The sequence below is a fragment of the Janibacter melonis genome (genome assembly GCF_020567375.1).
Classification (GTDB): Bacteria; Actinomycetota; Actinomycetes; order Actinomycetales; family Dermatophilaceae; genus Marihabitans; species Marihabitans melonis.
This window is the reverse complement of sequence record NZ_JAJBZM010000002.1, coordinates 512764-527871: the sequence shown is the minus strand read 5'-3', so window position 1 is coordinate 527871 and position 15108 is coordinate 512764. Positions and strand designations below refer to the sequence as shown.

General features: G+C 73.7%; 13 protein-coding genes. 7 read left to right on the top strand and 6 right to left on the bottom strand.

What is annotated here, in order from left to right:
* Window positions 1-5: 5 nt before the first annotated feature.
* Together LIV55_RS08655 and LIV55_RS08650 are read right to left on the bottom strand one after the other, a co-directional pair.
* Window positions 6-1784 carry a serine/threonine-protein kinase gene (locus LIV55_RS08655; protein ID WP_229299921.1) on the bottom strand — a complete coding sequence of 593 codons (1779 nt, stop codon included), beginning with the start codon at window positions 1782-1784 and terminating at the stop codon, window positions 6-8.
* Window positions 1785-1867: 83 nt separating this feature from the next.
* Window positions 1868-2296, bottom strand: coding sequence for a CBS domain-containing protein (locus tag LIV55_RS08650; protein ID WP_123093538.1), 429 nt, complete (start codon window positions 2294-2296; stop codon window positions 1868-1870).
* Between the two features lie 81 nt (window positions 2297-2377).
* Here LIV55_RS08650 and LIV55_RS08645 point away from each other — a divergent pair, with 81 nt between their 5' ends.
* Window positions 2378-3823 carry an alpha,alpha-trehalose-phosphate synthase (UDP-forming) gene (locus LIV55_RS08645; protein ID WP_229299920.1) on the top strand — a complete coding sequence of 482 codons (1446 nt, stop codon included), beginning with the start codon at window positions 2378-2380 and terminating at the stop codon, window positions 3821-3823.
* Window positions 3820-4587, top strand: a complete 768-nt coding sequence (gene otsB, locus LIV55_RS08640; protein ID WP_229299919.1) for a trehalose-phosphatase — start codon at window positions 3820-3822, stop codon at window positions 4585-4587. Before LIV55_RS08645 ends, otsB begins: the two co-directional genes overlap by 4 nt.
* Before the next feature lie 124 nt (window positions 4588-4711).
* Here otsB and LIV55_RS08635 read toward each other — a convergent pair whose 3' ends face one another.
* Window positions 4712-5761 carry a LacI family DNA-binding transcriptional regulator gene (locus LIV55_RS08635; protein ID WP_229299918.1) on the bottom strand — a complete coding sequence of 350 codons (1050 nt, stop codon included), beginning with the start codon at window positions 5759-5761 and terminating at the stop codon, window positions 4712-4714.
* 186 nt (window positions 5762-5947) lie between these two features.
* Between LIV55_RS08635 and LIV55_RS08630 the strand changes: the two genes are divergently transcribed.
* The 3 genes from LIV55_RS08630 to LIV55_RS08620 all read left to right on the top strand — a co-directional run bounded on the left by LIV55_RS08630 (window position 5948) and on the right by LIV55_RS08620 (window position 9003).
* Window positions 5948-7051, top strand: coding sequence for an ABC transporter ATP-binding protein (locus LIV55_RS08630; RefSeq protein WP_068269844.1), 1104 nt, complete (start codon window positions 5948-5950; stop codon window positions 7049-7051).
* A gap of 105 nt (window positions 7052-7156) precedes the next feature.
* Window positions 7157-8404, top strand: a complete 1248-nt coding sequence (locus LIV55_RS08625; protein ID WP_068269847.1) for a DUF4032 domain-containing protein — start codon at window positions 7157-7159, stop codon at window positions 8402-8404.
* Entirely contained in the window at window positions 8401-9003 is a 603-nt protein-coding gene (locus tag LIV55_RS08620; protein ID WP_229299917.1) for an RDD family protein, read from the top strand. The genes LIV55_RS08625 and LIV55_RS08620 overlap by 4 nt, the downstream gene beginning before the upstream one ends.
* Window positions 9004-9027: 24 nt before the next feature.
* Here the strand turns inward: LIV55_RS08620 and rlmB are convergent, their stop codons facing one another.
* From rlmB to ptsP, 3 genes are all read right to left on the bottom strand, one after another.
* A complete protein-coding gene (gene rlmB, locus LIV55_RS08615) occupies window positions 9028-9978 on the bottom strand; it encodes a 23S rRNA (guanosine(2251)-2'-O)-methyltransferase RlmB (RefSeq protein WP_229299916.1) in 951 nt (316 codons plus the stop codon).
* Window positions 9978-11411: a cysteine--tRNA ligase gene (gene cysS / locus LIV55_RS08610; RefSeq protein ID WP_191564650.1), complete on the bottom strand. Its 1434-nt coding sequence runs from the start codon at window positions 11409-11411 to the stop codon at window positions 9978-9980. Before cysS ends, rlmB begins: the two co-directional genes overlap by 1 nt.
* A 62-nt stretch (window positions 11412-11473) precedes the next feature.
* Window positions 11474-13171, bottom strand: a complete 1698-nt coding sequence (gene ptsP / locus LIV55_RS08605; protein WP_229299915.1) for a phosphoenolpyruvate--protein phosphotransferase — start codon at window positions 13169-13171, stop codon at window positions 11474-11476.
* A gap of 200 nt (window positions 13172-13371) precedes the next feature.
* Between ptsP and LIV55_RS08600 the strand changes: the two genes are divergently transcribed.
* Window positions 13372-14139 (top strand): DeoR/GlpR family DNA-binding transcription regulator, encoded by a 768-nt coding sequence (locus LIV55_RS08600; RefSeq protein WP_123093545.1) that lies wholly within the window; start codon window positions 13372-13374, stop codon window positions 14137-14139.
* Complete coding sequence (locus LIV55_RS08595; protein WP_123093546.1) at window positions 14136-15098, top strand: 1-phosphofructokinase family hexose kinase; 963 nt, start codon at window positions 14136-14138, stop codon at window positions 15096-15098. Before LIV55_RS08600 ends, LIV55_RS08595 begins: the two co-directional genes overlap by 4 nt.
* Window positions 15099-15108 lie beyond the last annotated feature (10 nt).

The following is a 15108-nucleotide window of genomic DNA, read 5'->3' as shown; positions in this document are numbered from 1 at the left end:
CTCGCTCACCGCGCCGGGAGCCAGGTCGTGTCGGGCAGGGGCGACTCGACGAGCGGCCACCACGTCGAGGGGAAGCCCGCGCTCAGCGCAAGACCGAGCAGGACGACGCCGAGCGCCCACAGCGCGAGGGTGATGCCCGTGCGTGCCGCGGGGCTGCCCGTCAGCGACCGGGCGATGCTCCGGGTGCCGCGCCGCAACGAGGCGCTGCCCGGGCCCCACCACACGACGAGCGCCGTCATCAGCCCGGCGAGCGCGAGCCCGGCCGGGTGATCGGGGCCGACGTCGACGGCGAGCAGCGAGAAGGCGACGGAGACGAGCAGCAGCGTGCTCGCACCGACCGCGAGGGGCAGGAGCATCGCCGCGAGCGCGCCGACGACGGCGACGACGAGGTGGAGCGGGGACTTCGCGGCGGCGACCGCGCCGTCGCTGCGGCGCCGGCCGTGCTGGTAGCGGCGCATGACCGTCGAGGTCATCGAGCGGTCGACGAGACGGGCGAGAGCCGAGCCGACGAAGACGACGACCGCGGTGAGCAGCGGCGCGACCGCCGCTCCCCCGACGACGGCCGCGAGCAGACCGAGGAGCACGCCGGTGCGCCGAGGCAGCCCGATCCGGGGGTCGCCCTCGCGCGAGGACGGCGTCGTGCCCGGCCAGGCCTGGGGCGAGGGGTCGAGCTGATGCGGCGCGGGCTGGGGGGCGAGCTGCTGCGAGGCGTAGGCCTGCGGCGAGTACGGCTGGTGCGCGGGCGGCTGGGGCGTCGGCCGCGGGGCGACGGAGGGCGCGGGCTCGGGCCGGGGTGCCGGGGCGGGGGCGACCGCGGGCAGCACGGAGGTCTGCGGCGCGGCCGGCACGACGCTCGTCGGCTCGCTGCCGGGCATCGCCCGCGCGCGCTGCGGGAGCGCCTCGGTGACGGGGTGCCCCTTCGCGTACGTCTCGAGGGCCTCGAGCACCTCGTCGGCGTGCGGCCGCCGGGCGGTGTCGGGGGTGAGCGCGGCGTAGAGGAGCGGCGCGAGGCGGGGGTCGACCCCGGTGAGGTCGACGTCGCCCCGGGTGACGCGCGACAGGACGGCCTCCATGCCGCCCCGGCCGAAGGGGGGATGCCCGCTCGCCGCGAAGACGAGGGTGGCCGCCCAGCCCCACCAGTCGGTGGCGGCGTCGACCTCGGCGCCCTCGATGATCTCGGGCGAGAGGTACCCGGGGGTGCCCATGACGAGACCGGTCATCGTCATCCGCGACGCGTCGGCGTCGTGGGCGATGCCGAAGTCGATGAGCACGGGGTCGCCGTCGACGAGCAGGACGTTGCCCGGCTTGAGGTCGCGGTGGACGACGCCGATCTCGTGCAGCGATCGCAGCGCCTCGGCCAGACCCCGCCCGAGGCGCAGCAGCTCCTCGGCCGAGAGGGTGCCGTGCTCCTTGACGTGGGCGTCGAGCGAGGGCCCGGGGACGTAGCGGGTGACGATGTAGGGCTGGTCGCCGTCGAGGTCGGCGTCGAAGACCGGGGCCACCCGGGGCGAGCGCACCCGCGCGAGGGTCGCGACCTCGCGGGCGAGCCGGGCCCGGGCGTCCTCGTCGTGGGCGACGTGGGGACGCAGCACCTTCACCGCGACGGCGCGACCGCGCTGGTCGAGGGCGAGGTGGACGACGCCCATCCCCCCTTCGCCGAGCTGCTGGACCACCCGGTAGGGGCCGATCCGCGCGAAGTCGTCGACGACGAGGTCCTCGGAGGTGCTGTCCTGGCCGTCCGGCTCCTCGGGCGCGGGATCTCCCGGGATGAGCTCGGTCGTCATGCCGTCCAGGGTAGGGGCACCGCGCTGGGCGCTCTCGCAGCACCGGCTGTGCGCCGGCTGAGCGTGTCGGGCCGCGCCGCGTCCTACTGGCGGATGTAGGCCTCGAGCTGGTCGCGCTCGGCGGCGAGGTCGCGGATGCGGTGCTTGACGACGTCGCCGATCGAGACGATGGCGACGAGCCGGCCGTCCTCGACGACGGGCACGTGGCGGATCCGCCGCTGGGTCATCGCGCTCTCGAGGTCGACGAGCTGGTCGCCGGCGCTGCACGTGTGCACCTCGGCAGTCATGATCGAGCGCACCGGCCCGTCGACGATCGCCACACCCTCGGAGTGCAGGTGGCGCACGACGTCGCGCTCGCTGACGATCCCGTCGACGCTCGCCCCGTCCGTGGAGACGACGACGGCACCGATGCGGTGCTCGGCGAGGAGGGCGAGGAGCTCGCCGACGGTGGCGTCGGGACCGATGGTCACGACGTCTTGGCCCTTGTCCCGCAGCACGTCCGAGATCTTCATGATCAGACGGTAGTCCCCAGCCCTCTCCACGTGAAGGGGTCATATGGTGGCGGGGCAGGGGCCGCCGCAGTGAGGGAGACCATGGCACGCCGCACGACCTTCGACTTCGTCATCGCAGCCAACCGGCTGCCCGTGGACCGGGTCGTCGGACCGGACGGCGAGGTCGAGTGGCACCGCTCCCCCGGGGGTCTCGTCACGGCGATGGACTCGGTGATGCGCGGCCGCGACGGCGCCTGGGTGGGCTGGGCCGGCGACACCGGTGACGCGCCCGAGCCCTTCGACGAGGCGGGCATGTGGCTCCACCCGGTGCCGGTCTCGGCCGAGGAGGTCGAGCAGTACTACGAGGGCTTCAGCAACGACACCCTGTGGCCGATCTACCACGACGTCATCGTCCCCGCGCGCTTCCGCCGGGTGTGGTGGCAGGCCTACGAGCGGGTCAACCGCCGCTTCGCCGAGGCCATCGCCGAGGTCGCCGCGAAGGGCGCCGTCGTGTGGGTCCACGACTACCAGCTCCAGCTCGTCCCGGCGATGGTGCGCGAGCTGCGCCCCGACGTGCGGATCGGGTGGTTCGACCACATCCCCTTCCCGCCGGTCGAGCTCTTCGCCCAGCTCCCGTGGCGCCAGCAGCTCCTCACCGGCCTCCTCGGGGCCGACTACCTCGGCTTCCAGCGCCAGGCCGACGCGCAGAACTTCGTGCGGGCGTGCCGCCAGCACCTCGGCGCGAGCACGAAGGGGGAGACCGTCACCCTCCCCTCCGACGAGGGGCGCCCCCAGCGCACCGTCCGGGCGAGCGCCGTGCCGATCAGCGTCGACTTCGAGGGCCTCGACGCCCTCGCCCGAACCCCGGAGGTCCAGGAGCGGGCCGCGGAGATCCGCTCGTCGCTCGGCAGCCCGAAGACCCTCCTCCTCGGCGTCGACCGGCTCGACTACACCAAGGGCATCCGGCACCGGCTCAAGGCCTACGAGGAGCTCCTCGCCGACGGCCGGCTGAGCACGCCCGACGTCACCTTCGTCCAGGTCGCCACGCCGAGCCGCGAGCGCGTCGAGGCGTACAAGCAGCTGCGCACCGAGGTCGAGACGACCGTGGGTCGGATCAACGGCAACCACGGCGCGATCGGGTCGCCGGCCGTGCACTACCTGCACCAGAGCTATCCGCGCGAGGAGATGGCCGCCCTCTTCCTCGCCGCCGACGTCATGCTCGTCACCCCCCTTCGCGACGGGATGAATCTCGTGGCCAAGGAGTACGTCACCTGCCGCCACGACAACGGCGGGGCGCTCGTGCTCAGCGAGTTCACCGGCGCCTGGCACGAGCTGCACCAGGCCTTCGTGTGCAACCCCCACGACATCGAGGGGCTCAAGCAGACGATCCTGCGCGCCATCGGCACCGAGACCAAGGACAAGGAGCGGCTCATGCGCGCGCTGCGTCGGCGGGTCGCCGACCACGACGTGCGGGTGTGGGCCGACCGCTTCCTCGCCAACCTCGAGGCCGCGCCCGAGCGCCCCGAGCGCCGACGGGACGCGTCGTGACCGCAGCCCTGCCCGACGACCTCGTCGCGGCGCTGCAGCGGGTCGCCGGGGTCGAGCGGCTGCTCGTCGCCTCCGACTTCGACGGGGTGCTCGCCCCGCTCGTCCTCGACCCCATGCAGGCCCGTGCTCAGGAGGGCACGCTCGAGGACCTGCGCGCCCTCGCCGCCGTCCCGGGCACGGACGCCGCGCTCGTCTCCGGGCGCGACCTCGAGACGCTGGTGACCCTCACCGGGTCCGACGACAGGCTCACCCGGCTGGGCAGCCACGGCGGCGAGTCCAGCCGCGGCACCGCCCCCGAGCTCGACCCCGCTGCCCGGGCCCGGCTCGCCGCGCTCGTCGGGCACCTCCAGGCACAGGTCGCGCAGCGCAGCCCGCGGGCGCGTCTCGAGCTCAAGCCCAGCGCGGCGGTCCTGCACACCCGCGGGCTCGACGAGGCCGACGTGGCGGTCGTCGACGAGATCGCCGACGACGCGGCGACGGCCGAGGGGGTGCGTCTCATGCGGGGCAAGTCGGTCGTCGAGCTGAGCGTCGCCGAGGCCGACAAGGGCACCGCCCTGCTCGCCCTCGCCCGCGAGCTCGGCAGCGACGCGCTCGTCTACCTCGGCGACGACGTCACCGACGAGCACGTCTTCGAGGCCACCGGCCCCGACGACGTGACGATCAAGGTCGGCGAGGGCGACACCGCCGCCCGCCACCGCGTCGAGCGCTGCGAGGACGTCCCCGCCGTGCTCGCGCTCCTGCGCTCCCTGCGCTCCGGGGGCTGACCCCCCTTCGCCCCGCCTCAGCTTTCCCGCCCAGGGCGGGAAAGCTCGACCTCGGGCAAGAACATTTCGTTCCCGAGGTCGCATGTTCCCGCCCTGGGCGGGAAAGTTCGGGCTCCAGGGCGGCTCAGGTCGGGACGGCCCCGGTGGAGCGGCGCACGACGAGCTCGGGGCGGAAGACGAACTCGCCGCGGGCCGCGGCGTCGCCGGCGATCTCGTCGGTGAGCGCACGCACCGCTGCCTGGCTCATCGCCTGCACGCTCTGGCGGATCGTCGTGAGCGGCGGGTCGGTGAAGCCGACGAGCGGCGAGTCGTCGTACCCGACGACCGAGACGTCGTGCGGCACGGAGCGCCCCGTCGTGCGGATCTGGCGGATCGCGCCGAGCGCCATGAGGTCGGAGCCGCACACGATCGCCGTGACGCCGCGCTCGACGAGGTCGGCGGCCGCGACCGCTCCCCCCTCGACGCTGAAGAAGGTGTGGACGACGTGCTCGTCGGGCACCTCGAGCCCCAGCGCCGCCATCGACGCGCGGAAGCCGGCGACCTTGCGCCGCGCGGGCACGAAGCGCTCCTGCCCGAGCGCCAGGCCGATCCGCTCGTGGCCGAGCTCGGCGAGGTGGGTGACCGCGAGGTCCATCGCGGCGACGTCGTCGTCAGAGACGAAGGGGGCGTCGACCCCCTCCATGTAGCCGTTGACGAGGGCGATCGGCAGCCCCCGCTCGCGCAGCCGGGCGTAGCGCTCGGGGGAGGTGCCGGCGTCCGCGTGCTGCCCGGAGACGTAGATGATCCCGGCGACCCCGCGGCTGAGGAGCATCTCGACGTAGTCGTCCTCGTGGACGCCGCCCTCGGACTGCGTGCACAGCACCGGGGTGAAGCCGCGGTGCGCGAGCGAGACCTCGATGGCCTGGGCGAAGGCGGGGAAGATCGGGTTGGTCAGCTCGGGGATGACGAGACCGACGAGCGAGACCGCCGTCGTGCGCAGCCGGGTCGGGCGGTCGTAGCCGAGGACGTCGACCGCGGTGAGGACGGCCTGCCGGGTGCTCTCGGAGACCCCCGGCCGCTCGTTGAGGACCCGCGAGACGGTCGCCTCGCTCACGCCCGCGTGCGCCGCGAGGTCGGCGAGCCGGGAGCGGCGCGCGGCCGGGCTCCCGGGCGCGGGCTGCGAGGGATGGTCCACGGGCGCACGATAACCGGGGCTGCAAGAAGTCGGCAACGGCCGACACTTCTTGCAACCGGCGGGTAACGGTTGGGGCGACCACCGGGCGAAGGGGACGCCGCCGGGCTACGATCGGCGCGCACCACCCCACCCTTTACGACGGATCGTCCGGCACGTACCTGCCGGTGAAGGAAAGGCAACGACGCCATGGCAACAGTGAAGTTCGACAGCGCCACCCGGGTCTACCCGGGCAACGACACGCCCAGCGTGGACGCTCTGGACATCGACATCGAGGACGGCGAGTTCCTCGTCCTCGTCGGCCCCTCGGGCTGCGGCAAGTCCACGTCCCTGCGCATGCTCGCCGGCCTCGAAGAGGTCAACGACGGCAAGATCTGGATCGGGGACCGCGATGTCACCGACCTCTCGCCGAAGGACCGCGACGTGGCGATGGTCTTCCAGAACTACGCGCTCTACCCGCACATGTCGGTCGCCGACAACATGGGCTTCGCCCTGAAGATCGCCGGCACGGACAAGAGCGAGATCCGCAAGCGGGTGGAGGAGGCGGCGAAGATCCTCGACCTCACCCAGTACCTCGACCGCAAGCCCAAGGCCCTCTCCGGTGGTCAGCGTCAGCGTGTCGCCATGGGCCGCGCGATCGTGCGCTCGCCCCAGGTCTTCCTCATGGACGAGCCGCTGTCGAACCTCGACGCGAAGCTGCGCGTGCAGACCCGCACCCAGATCGCCAGCCTCCAGCGCCGTCTCGGCGTCACGACCGTCTACGTCACCCACGACCAGGTCGAGGCCATGACGATGGGCGACCGCGTCGCCCTGCTCAAGGACGGCATCCTCCAGCAGTGCGACACCCCGCGCCGCATGTACGACCACCCGGACAACGTCTTCGTCGCCGGCTTCATCGGCTCGCCCGCGATGAACCTCGTCTCGACCCCCGTCAAGGACGGCGGCGTCCGCTTCGGCTCGACGACCGTCCCCGTGGAGCGCGACGCGCTCTCGCAGGCCGGTGACCGGGTCATCGTCGGCGTGCGTCCCGAGGACGTCGAGCTCACCCGCGAGGGTGACGGCCTGGCGATCACCGTCGACGTCGTCGAGGAGCTCGGCGCCGACGCCTACATCTACGGCACCGCCGAGGGCGCCGAGCAGGTCGGCACCACCGACGACGACACGGCGAAGCCCTTCATCGCACGCGTCGACGGCCGCCGCCCTCCGATGAAGGGCGAGACCGTCTACATCAAGCCCACCCAGGGTCACCTCCACGTCTTCAACACCGAGTCCGGTCTGCGGATCGGCGACTGACGACGCGCAGCACGCGACGACGGGCCGGCACCTCCACGGGTGCCGGCCCGTCTCTGCCTCCTCCGACCACGGACCGGCAGCCCTCCTGCGTGACACGATGAGGTCGTGACGCTCGAGATCTCCGCGGCCCAGCCCGACCCGGCCCTGCTGAGCCTGCCCTGGAGCACCCCGCTCGAGGAGTGGCCCGAGGACCGCCTCGCCGCGCTCCCCCGAGGCATCTCCCGGCACGTCGTGCGCTTCGTGCGCCTCTCCGGCGGGGTCATCGCCGTCAAGGAGATCAAGGCCGAGATCGCCCGGGGCGAGTACCAGATGCTGCGCCAGCTGCGCCGCCTGGACCAGCCGTGCGTCGAGCCGCTCGGCGTCGTCACGGGACGGGTCGACGAGCACGGCGAACCGCTCGACGCCTGCCTTCTTACCCGGCACCTGCAGTTCTCGTTGCCCTACCGCGCCGTCTTCAGCCAGCACCTGCGCGCCGACACCGCGACCCGGCTGCTCGACGCGCTCGCCGTCCTCCTCGTGCGCCTGCACCTCATCGGCTTCTGGTGGGGCGATGTCTCGCTGTCGAACACGCTCTTCCGGCGCGACGCGGGGGCCTTCGCCGCCTACCTCGTCGACGCCGAGACCGGTGAGCTGCACAACGCGCTCACACGCGGGCAGCGCGAGCACGACATCGACATCGCCCGGGTCAACATCGCCGGCGAGCTCATGGACCTCGAGGCCTCGGGCGTGCTGCCCGAGGGCGTCGACCCCGTCGCGGTCTCGGAGCAGATCGTCACCCGCTACCACGCGCTGTGGGCCGAGCTCACCGAGGACGAGTGGTTCGACAGCGGGGACACGTGGCGGGTCGACCAGCGCGTACGACGGCTCAACGCCCTCGGCTTCGACGTCGACGAGCTGTCCATCGCGACCGACCTCGACGGCACCCGGCTGCAGATCCAGCCCAAGGTCGTCGACGCCGGGCACCACAGCCGACGGCTGCTGCGCCTCACCGGTCTCGACGTCGAGGAGAACCAGGCCCGCCGCCTGCTCAACGACCTCGACAGCTACCGCGCCGGCACCGACCGCCAGGGCGAGGACGAGGAGATCGTCGCCCACGCGTGGCTCTCGCAGATCTACGAGCCGACGACCCGCGCCATCCCGGCGACGCTGCGCGGCAAGCTCGAGCCCGCCGAGCTCTTCCACGAGGTCCTCGAGCACCGGTGGTACCTCGCCGAGCGCCTCGGCCACGACGTGCCCATCGACGAGGCCGTCGCCGACTACCTGCGCGACGTCCTGCCCGGCAAGCCCGACGAGCGCGCCGTCCTCGGCACCGACACCCAGATGCTGCCCGTCACCACGAAGGAGAGCCCGTGAGCGACACCCCGCCGGTCCCGCCCCGCCCCGGGCAGCCGATCCCGGCGCCCGGTCTCGCCATGGCGATGGGCGACCCGGCCCAGGTCCCGGGCACGAAGGCCTACGTCGAGGCCCGCTTCGGGCGGCAGGCGACCTTCGTCGAGCGGATCCTGCCCTCGCTCCTCGACAGCCTCCTCACCCTCCCGGTCGTCCTCGTGCCGGTGCTCCTGGGCACCTGGCTCGTCGTCGCCGGCAGCCCCGACCAGGTCCCGTGCGGGAGCTACGACGGCACGTGCACGGTGCCCGGCACCGGCAACGGCGCGCTCGTCGCCCTCGGCGTCCTGGCCATGCTGCTCTCGGTCCTGCTCGCGCTCGCCTTCGAGCTGTGGAACCAGGCCTACCGCGTCTCGCGCACCGGCCAGAGCCTCGGCCGCAAGATCTGCGGCCTGAGGGTCGTCAACGCGCGCACGGGCGAGCTCCCCACCTTCGAGCAGGCCCTGCTCAAGGCGCTCGTCGCCGGCTTCGCCGGTCTCATCAGCGCCGTGTGGATGCTCTTCGACGACGAGGGCCGCACCCTCAGCGACAAGGTCGCCGACGCCGCGGTCCTTCGCACCCGCTGACTCCCCCGTCGCCCGACCCGAGGATCAGGCGTCGGCGCGCCGCCGCGAGATCTCGTACATCGTCACGCCGACAGCCATGCCGGCGTTGAGCGACTCGATGGCGCTGCTCATCGGGATCGAGACGATCTGGTCGCACGTCTCGCGCACGAGGCGGGACAGGCCCTTGCCCTCGCTGCCGACGACGACGACGAGCGGCTCGGTCGCCAGGGACAGGCCCGGCAGCTCGACGTCCCCGTCCATGTCGAGACCGACGACGAAGAAGCCGGCCTTGCGGTAGTCCTCGAGCGCGCGGGTGAGGTTGCTCGCCTGCGCGACGGGCACGCGCACCGCGGCGCCCGCGGAGGTCTTCCACGCGCTCGCGGTCATGCCGACCGAGCGACGGCTCGGCACGACGACGCCGTGCCCGCCGAAGGCGGCGACGGAGCGGATGATCGCCCCGAGGTTGCGTGGGTCGGTGATGCCGTCGAGGGCGACGACGAGCGGGGCGTCGGTGCCGGCGACCTGGACGAAGTCGCTCGGGTGGGCGTACTCGTAGGGCGGCACCTGGATGGCCAGACCCTGGTGGGTCGCGCCGTCGGTGATGCGGTCGAGCTCGGTGCGCGGCGTCTCGAGGACGGGCAGGCCGCGCGACGCGGCGATGGTCAGCGCCTCTCGGACGCGGTCGTCGCTCTCGACCCGGCCCGCGACGTACATCGTCGAGACCGGCACCTCGGCGCGCAGCGCCTCGATGACGGGGTTACGACCGGCGACGATCTCGGACCCGCCGGACTTCTTGCGCCCACCGCTGCCGGGCTTGGAGCGCGAGCTCGAGCGGTCGGGCTTCGTGTACGCCTTGTGGTTCGGGCGGTCCGATGCCTTGGGCGTCGGCCCCTTGCCCTCGAGACCCCGACGGCGCTGGCCGCCGGAGCCGACCTGGGCACCCTTCTTGGACCCGGTGCGGCGCACCGCGCCCCGGCGCTGGCTGTTGCCTGCCATCAGCTCTCCTTCTTCGCCAGGCTCCACCGGGCACCGCGGGCGGTGTCCTCGACGGTGATGCCGGCTGCGGTCAACGCGTCACGGATCTTGTCTGCGGTCTCGAAGTCGCGAGCGGCGCGAGCCTGCTCCCGGGTCTCGACCTGCAGCTGGACGAGGGCGTCGAGGGCGTCGACGAGCTCGTGGTCGGTGCTGCCCGCTCCGCGGCCCCACGTGGCCGAGAGGGGGTTGAGCCCGAGGACGTCGGTCATCGCGACGACCGTGCGGGCGATGACGGCGGCCTCCTCGCGGTCGCCGTCGTCGAGGGCGATGTTGCCGCGGCGCACGTGCTCGTGCACGACGGCGAGCGCACCCGCGACCCCGAGGTCGTCGTCCATCGACGCCGCGAAGTCGTCGGGGATCGCGACGGTCGGGTCGGCCTCGAGGGTCGTCTCGTCGGGCAGCGCCCGGCGCAGGAAGCCCTCGATCCTCTCGACCGCCGCACCGGCCTCCTCGAGCGAGCCCTCGTGGTACTCGATCATCGAGCGGTAATGGGCGGCGGTGAGGAAGTAGCGGATCGTCAGCGGTGCGTAGGTGCGGGTGAGCGCGGAGACCTCGAGCGCGTTGCCGAGGGACTTGCCCATCTTCTCGCCGCGCACCGTGACCCAGCCGTTGTGCAGCCAGTACTGGGCGAAGCCCAGCCCCGCCGCGTGCGACTGCGCCTGCTCGTTCTCGTGGTGCGGGAAGCGCAGGTCGATGCCGCCGCCGTGGATGTCGAAGGCGTCGCCGAGGTACTTGCGCGCCATCGCGGAGCACTCGAGGTGCCAGCCGGGACGACCCGCGCCGAAGGGGGTCGGCCAGCTCGCCGTCGCCGGCTCGTCGCTCTTCGCGCCCTTCCACAGCGCGAAGTCTCGGGGGTCGCGCTTGCCCCGGGGGTCGGCGTCGTCGGCGGCGACCATGTCGTCGAGGGACTGGTTGGACAGCTGGCCGTACGTCGGCCAGCTGCGCACGTCGAAGTAGACGTCGCCGCTGCCGTCCTCGGCGGCGTACGCGTGGCCCGCCTCGACGAGCATCTCGACGAGGGTGACCATCTCGGTGATGTGACCGGTGGCGCGCGGCTCGTAGGTGGCCGGCAGGACGCCGAGGGTGTCGAGGGCCTCGGAGGTGAGGCGCTCGTTGCGGTAGGACAGCGCCCACCACTGCTCGTCGGAGTCCGCGGCGCGGCGCAGGATCTTGTCGTCGATGTCGGTGACGTTGCGCACGAGCGTGACGTCGTAGCCGTGGCCGCGCACGAGCCAGCGGCGCAGCACGTCGAAGGCGACGGCGAAGCGCAGGTGGCCGATGTGGGGGGCGCCCTGGGTGGTCAGCCCGCAGATGTACATGCCGACGTGGCCAGGGGTGAGCGGCTCGAAGTCGCGCGGCTCGCGGGTCGCGGTGTCGTGCAGGCGAAGAGTCACCCGCGCAAGGCTACCGGCGGGTCGGGGCTGCCCCTGCCACTGCGGGGCAGGGGCAGCCCTGCTCACCCGGCGAGGGCGGCGGTGGCCGCCTCGCGGGCCTGGGCCGGGGAGGAGGCGGCGAGCGCGGCCCGGGCGGCTGACGCGCACTGCTCGCGCGACACCTGGGCGAGGCGGGCGCCGACGCCGGGCAGGGCCCCGCCGGCCATCGACAGCGAGGTGATGCCGAGACCGACGAGGACGACGGCGAGCGCCGGGTCCGCGGCGGCCTCGCCGCACACGCCGACCGGCTTGCCCGCCGCGGTGCCGGCGGCGGCCGTCATCGCGACGAGGCGCAGGACCGCGGGCTGCCACGGGTCGGTGAGACCGGCGAGCGAGGGTGCCATGCGGTCGGCGGCCATCGTGTACTGCGAGAGGTCGTTGGTGCCGATCGAGAGGAAGTCGACGTGCTCGAGGACCTGCTCGGCCTGCAGGGCGACGGAGGGCACCTCGACCATGACACCGGGCTTCATCCCGCGCTCGCGCACGAGAGCCGCGAAGTCGGCGGCCTCCTGCGGCGTGGCGATCATCGGGGCCATGACCCAGGTGTCGGCGAGCGGACGGCCGACCTCGCCGGCCGCCTGCGCGAGGGCGTCGAGCTGACGGGTCATCATGCCGGCGTCGAGCTGGACGATCCGCGCGCCGCGCACGCCGAGCGCCGGGTTGGGCTCGTCGGGCTGGGTGACGAAGGCCAGCGGCTTGTCCGAGCCGGCGTCGAGGGTGCGGGTGACGACCTTGCCGTCGGGGAAGGCGCGCAGGACCCCGGCGTAGATGCTCGCCTGCTGCTCGACGGAGGGCTCGGTGTCCCGGCCGAGGAAGCACAGCTCGGTGCGGAAGAGGCCGACGCCCTCGGCCTGGCCGCGCGCGGCGACCGCGGCGGAGTCGCCGTCCTGGACGTTGGCGAGCAGGTCGACGCGCTGCCCGTCGCTCGTGGCGGCCGGGCCCCGCCAGGCCCGGACGCGCTCCATCTCCTGCGCGGAGACCTCGGCGCGGGAGCGCGCCTGCTCGGCGTCCGGCTCCACCTCGAGCAGACCGGTCTCGCCGTCGACGAGCACGTAGGACCCCTCGGCGACGACGTCGAGCCCCGAGGCGGCGACGACGCACGGGATGCCGCGCTGCCGCGCGATGATCGACGTGTGGCTCGTCGGCCCGCCGAGCGAGGTGACGAGCGCCTGGACGAGGGCCGGGTCGAGGTCGGCGGTGTCGGCCGGCGCGAGGTCCTCGGCGAGCAGGACGAAGGGGTGGTCGGGGTGGGGCACGCCCGGCTCGGGCAGCCCCTCGAGCTCGGCGACGACCCGCGAGCGGATGTCGCGCAGGTCGGTGGTGCGCTCGGCCATGACGCCCCCGAGCTTCTCGAAGAGGGCGACGAAGTGGTCGACGGCGCCGACGGTCGCGGCGGTGGCGTCCGCCCCCTTCGTCACGCGCTTGCGCGCCTCGGCGATCCAGCCCTTGTCGCGGGCGAGACCGGCGGTCGCGCTGAGCACCTCGGCGGCGACCCCGGTGACGCGCCCGGCGCGCTCCTCGAGCCGCGAGGCGACGGCGTCGGCCGCGGCGACGAGACGCTCGACCTCGGCGTCGCGCTGCTCGGCGGGCACCTCCTCGGTGCGCACCGGCACCTCCGGCTGGGGCTTGGCCCACACGGCCCGGGCGTAGGCCACCCCGGGCACCACACCGGTGCCCTGGACGGCCGTGGGGCTCGTCGCGGTCTCGGACGTCGTCGTCATCTCGCCTCCGTGAGGTCACAGGTCGGCGCCGACGACGGCGCCGTTGAGGGTCGTGAGCCCGACCTTACTCCCCAACCCTTGACAAAGCCACACATACGGGCATACAAATCTCCCTAAGTCCACACGAACGGGCACAACCGGTGACCGTTTCGGACTCTCGCCCGGGACACCCCCGGCCGCCGCACACGCAAGGAGGCGTCGTGTTCGCCGACGAACGTCAGCAGCTCATCGCCGACCTCGCCCGCCGGGACGGTCGAGTCGTCGTCACCGCGCTCGCGGCCGAGCTCGACGTCGCGCCCGAGACGGTGCGCCGCGACCTCGACGCCCTCGCCACCCAGGGCCTCGTGCGCCGGGTGCACGGCGGCGCCGTCCCCGTCGACGAGACCTCCGGCCGCGAGGCGAGCGTCGACCACCGCGCCGAGGTCAGCTCGGAGGCCAAGGCCCGTATCGGCCAGGCCGCCCTCGCCCTCATCCCGCAGGGGCGCACCTCGATCGTCCTCGACGCCGGCACGACGACCGCCCAGCTGGCCGCCGCGCTCCCGCCCCGCCCCGAGCTGCTCGTCGTCACCAACTCCGTGCCGATCTCCGCCCAGCTCGCGAGCGACCACCCGGGCGAGGTCCACCTCCTCGGTGGCCGCGTCCGCGGGGTCACCCAGGCGACCGTCGGCGAGACCGGGGTGCGCCAGCTGCAGCGCCTGCGCACCGACGTCGCCTTCCTCGGCTCCGACGGGCTGACCGTCGAGCACGGCCTGTCCACGCCCGACCAGAGCGAGGCCTCGGTCAAGCGGGCCATGCGATTGGCCGCGCGCACCGTCGTCGCCCTCGTCGACTCCTCGAAGGTCGGGCGCGAGCTGCTCTACTCCTTCGCCCGCCTGTCCGACGTCGACGTGCTCGTCACCGACCGCGACGTCGACGTCCGTACCGTCGCCGCACTCGAGCAGACCGGGATCGAGGTCGTCATCGCATGATCACCACCTTCACCGCCAACCCCAGCGTCGACCGCTCGGCCGCCCTGCCCGGGCCGCTGTCGCGCGGCGCGGTCCTGCGCCTCGCCGAGGTCCACGACGAGCCGGGCGGCAAGGGCGTCAACGTCGCCCGCGTCGTGACGATGGCCGGTGTCGCGGCGACCGCGGTGCTGCCGGTCGGGTCCGAGGACCCGCTGCACCGGCTGCTCGACGCCGCGGGCGTCGGGTACGCCGAGCACCGCACCGCCCACCCGGTGCGCACCAACCTCACGATCACCGAGCCCGACGGCACGACGACGAAGCTCAACGAGCCGGGCGCCCCCCTTCGCGCCGAGGACGTCGCGGCCCTCGAGACCCTCCTGCTCGAGCGCACGACTGGGTCCCGCTGGGCCGCCCTGTGCGGCTCGCTGCCCCCCGGCGCCCCCACCGACTGGTACGCCCGGCTCGTGCCGCAGCTGCGCGCGGCCGGCGTCTCCGTCGCCGTCGACACCTCCGACGCCCCCCTCCTCGCGCTCGCCGAGGCCGGCCCGCAGGCCGCCCCCGACCTGCTCAAGCCCAACGCCGAGGAGCTCACGCAGCTCGGCGGGGGCGACCCCGAGGAGCTCGAGGCCGCGGCGGCAGCCGGCGACCTGCGCCCCACCGTCGTCTCCGCCCGCCGGCTCCTCGAGCGGGGCGTGGGCGCCGTCCTCACCACGCTCGGCGGCTCCGGCGCCGTCCTCGTCACCGCCGAGGGCGCCTGGTTCGGCCGGGCCCCGAAGATCACGGTCCGCAGCACCGTCGGCGCGGGCGACTCCGCCCTCTCCGGCTACCTCCTCGGCTCCCTGCGGGGCCTGCCCGAGCGCGACCGCGTCGCGCTCGCCGTCGCCTACGGCTCGGCCGCCGCGCAGCTGCCCGGTACCGGCCTGCCCGGCCCCGACCACGTCGACCCCGCCGGGGTCGAGACCTCCGACATCCACCTCTGACACCCGCTCC

Coding starts and splice junctions, on each gene's coding strand:
- LIV55_RS08650 (WP_123093538.1), bottom strand. CDS start 2,296: ATGAAGATCTCGGACGTGCTGCGGGACAAGGGCCAAGACGTCGTGACC.
- LIV55_RS08595 (WP_123093546.1), top strand. CDS start 14,136: ATGATCACCACCTTCACCGCCAACCCCAGCGTCGACCGCTCGGCCGCC.
- ptsP (WP_229299915.1), bottom strand. CDS start 13,171: ATGACGACGACGTCCGAGACCGCGACGAGCCCCACGGCCGTCCAGGGC.
- LIV55_RS08645 (WP_229299920.1), top strand. CDS start 2,378: ATGGCACGCCGCACGACCTTCGACTTCGTCATCGCAGCCAACCGGCTG.
- LIV55_RS08655 (WP_229299921.1), bottom strand. CDS start 1,784: ATGACGACCGAGCTCATCCCGGGAGATCCCGCGCCCGAGGAGCCGGAC.
- LIV55_RS08630 (WP_068269844.1), top strand. CDS start 5,948: ATGGCAACAGTGAAGTTCGACAGCGCCACCCGGGTCTACCCGGGCAAC.
- rlmB (WP_229299916.1), bottom strand. CDS start 9,978: ATGGCAGGCAACAGCCAGCGCCGGGGCGCGGTGCGCCGCACCGGGTCC.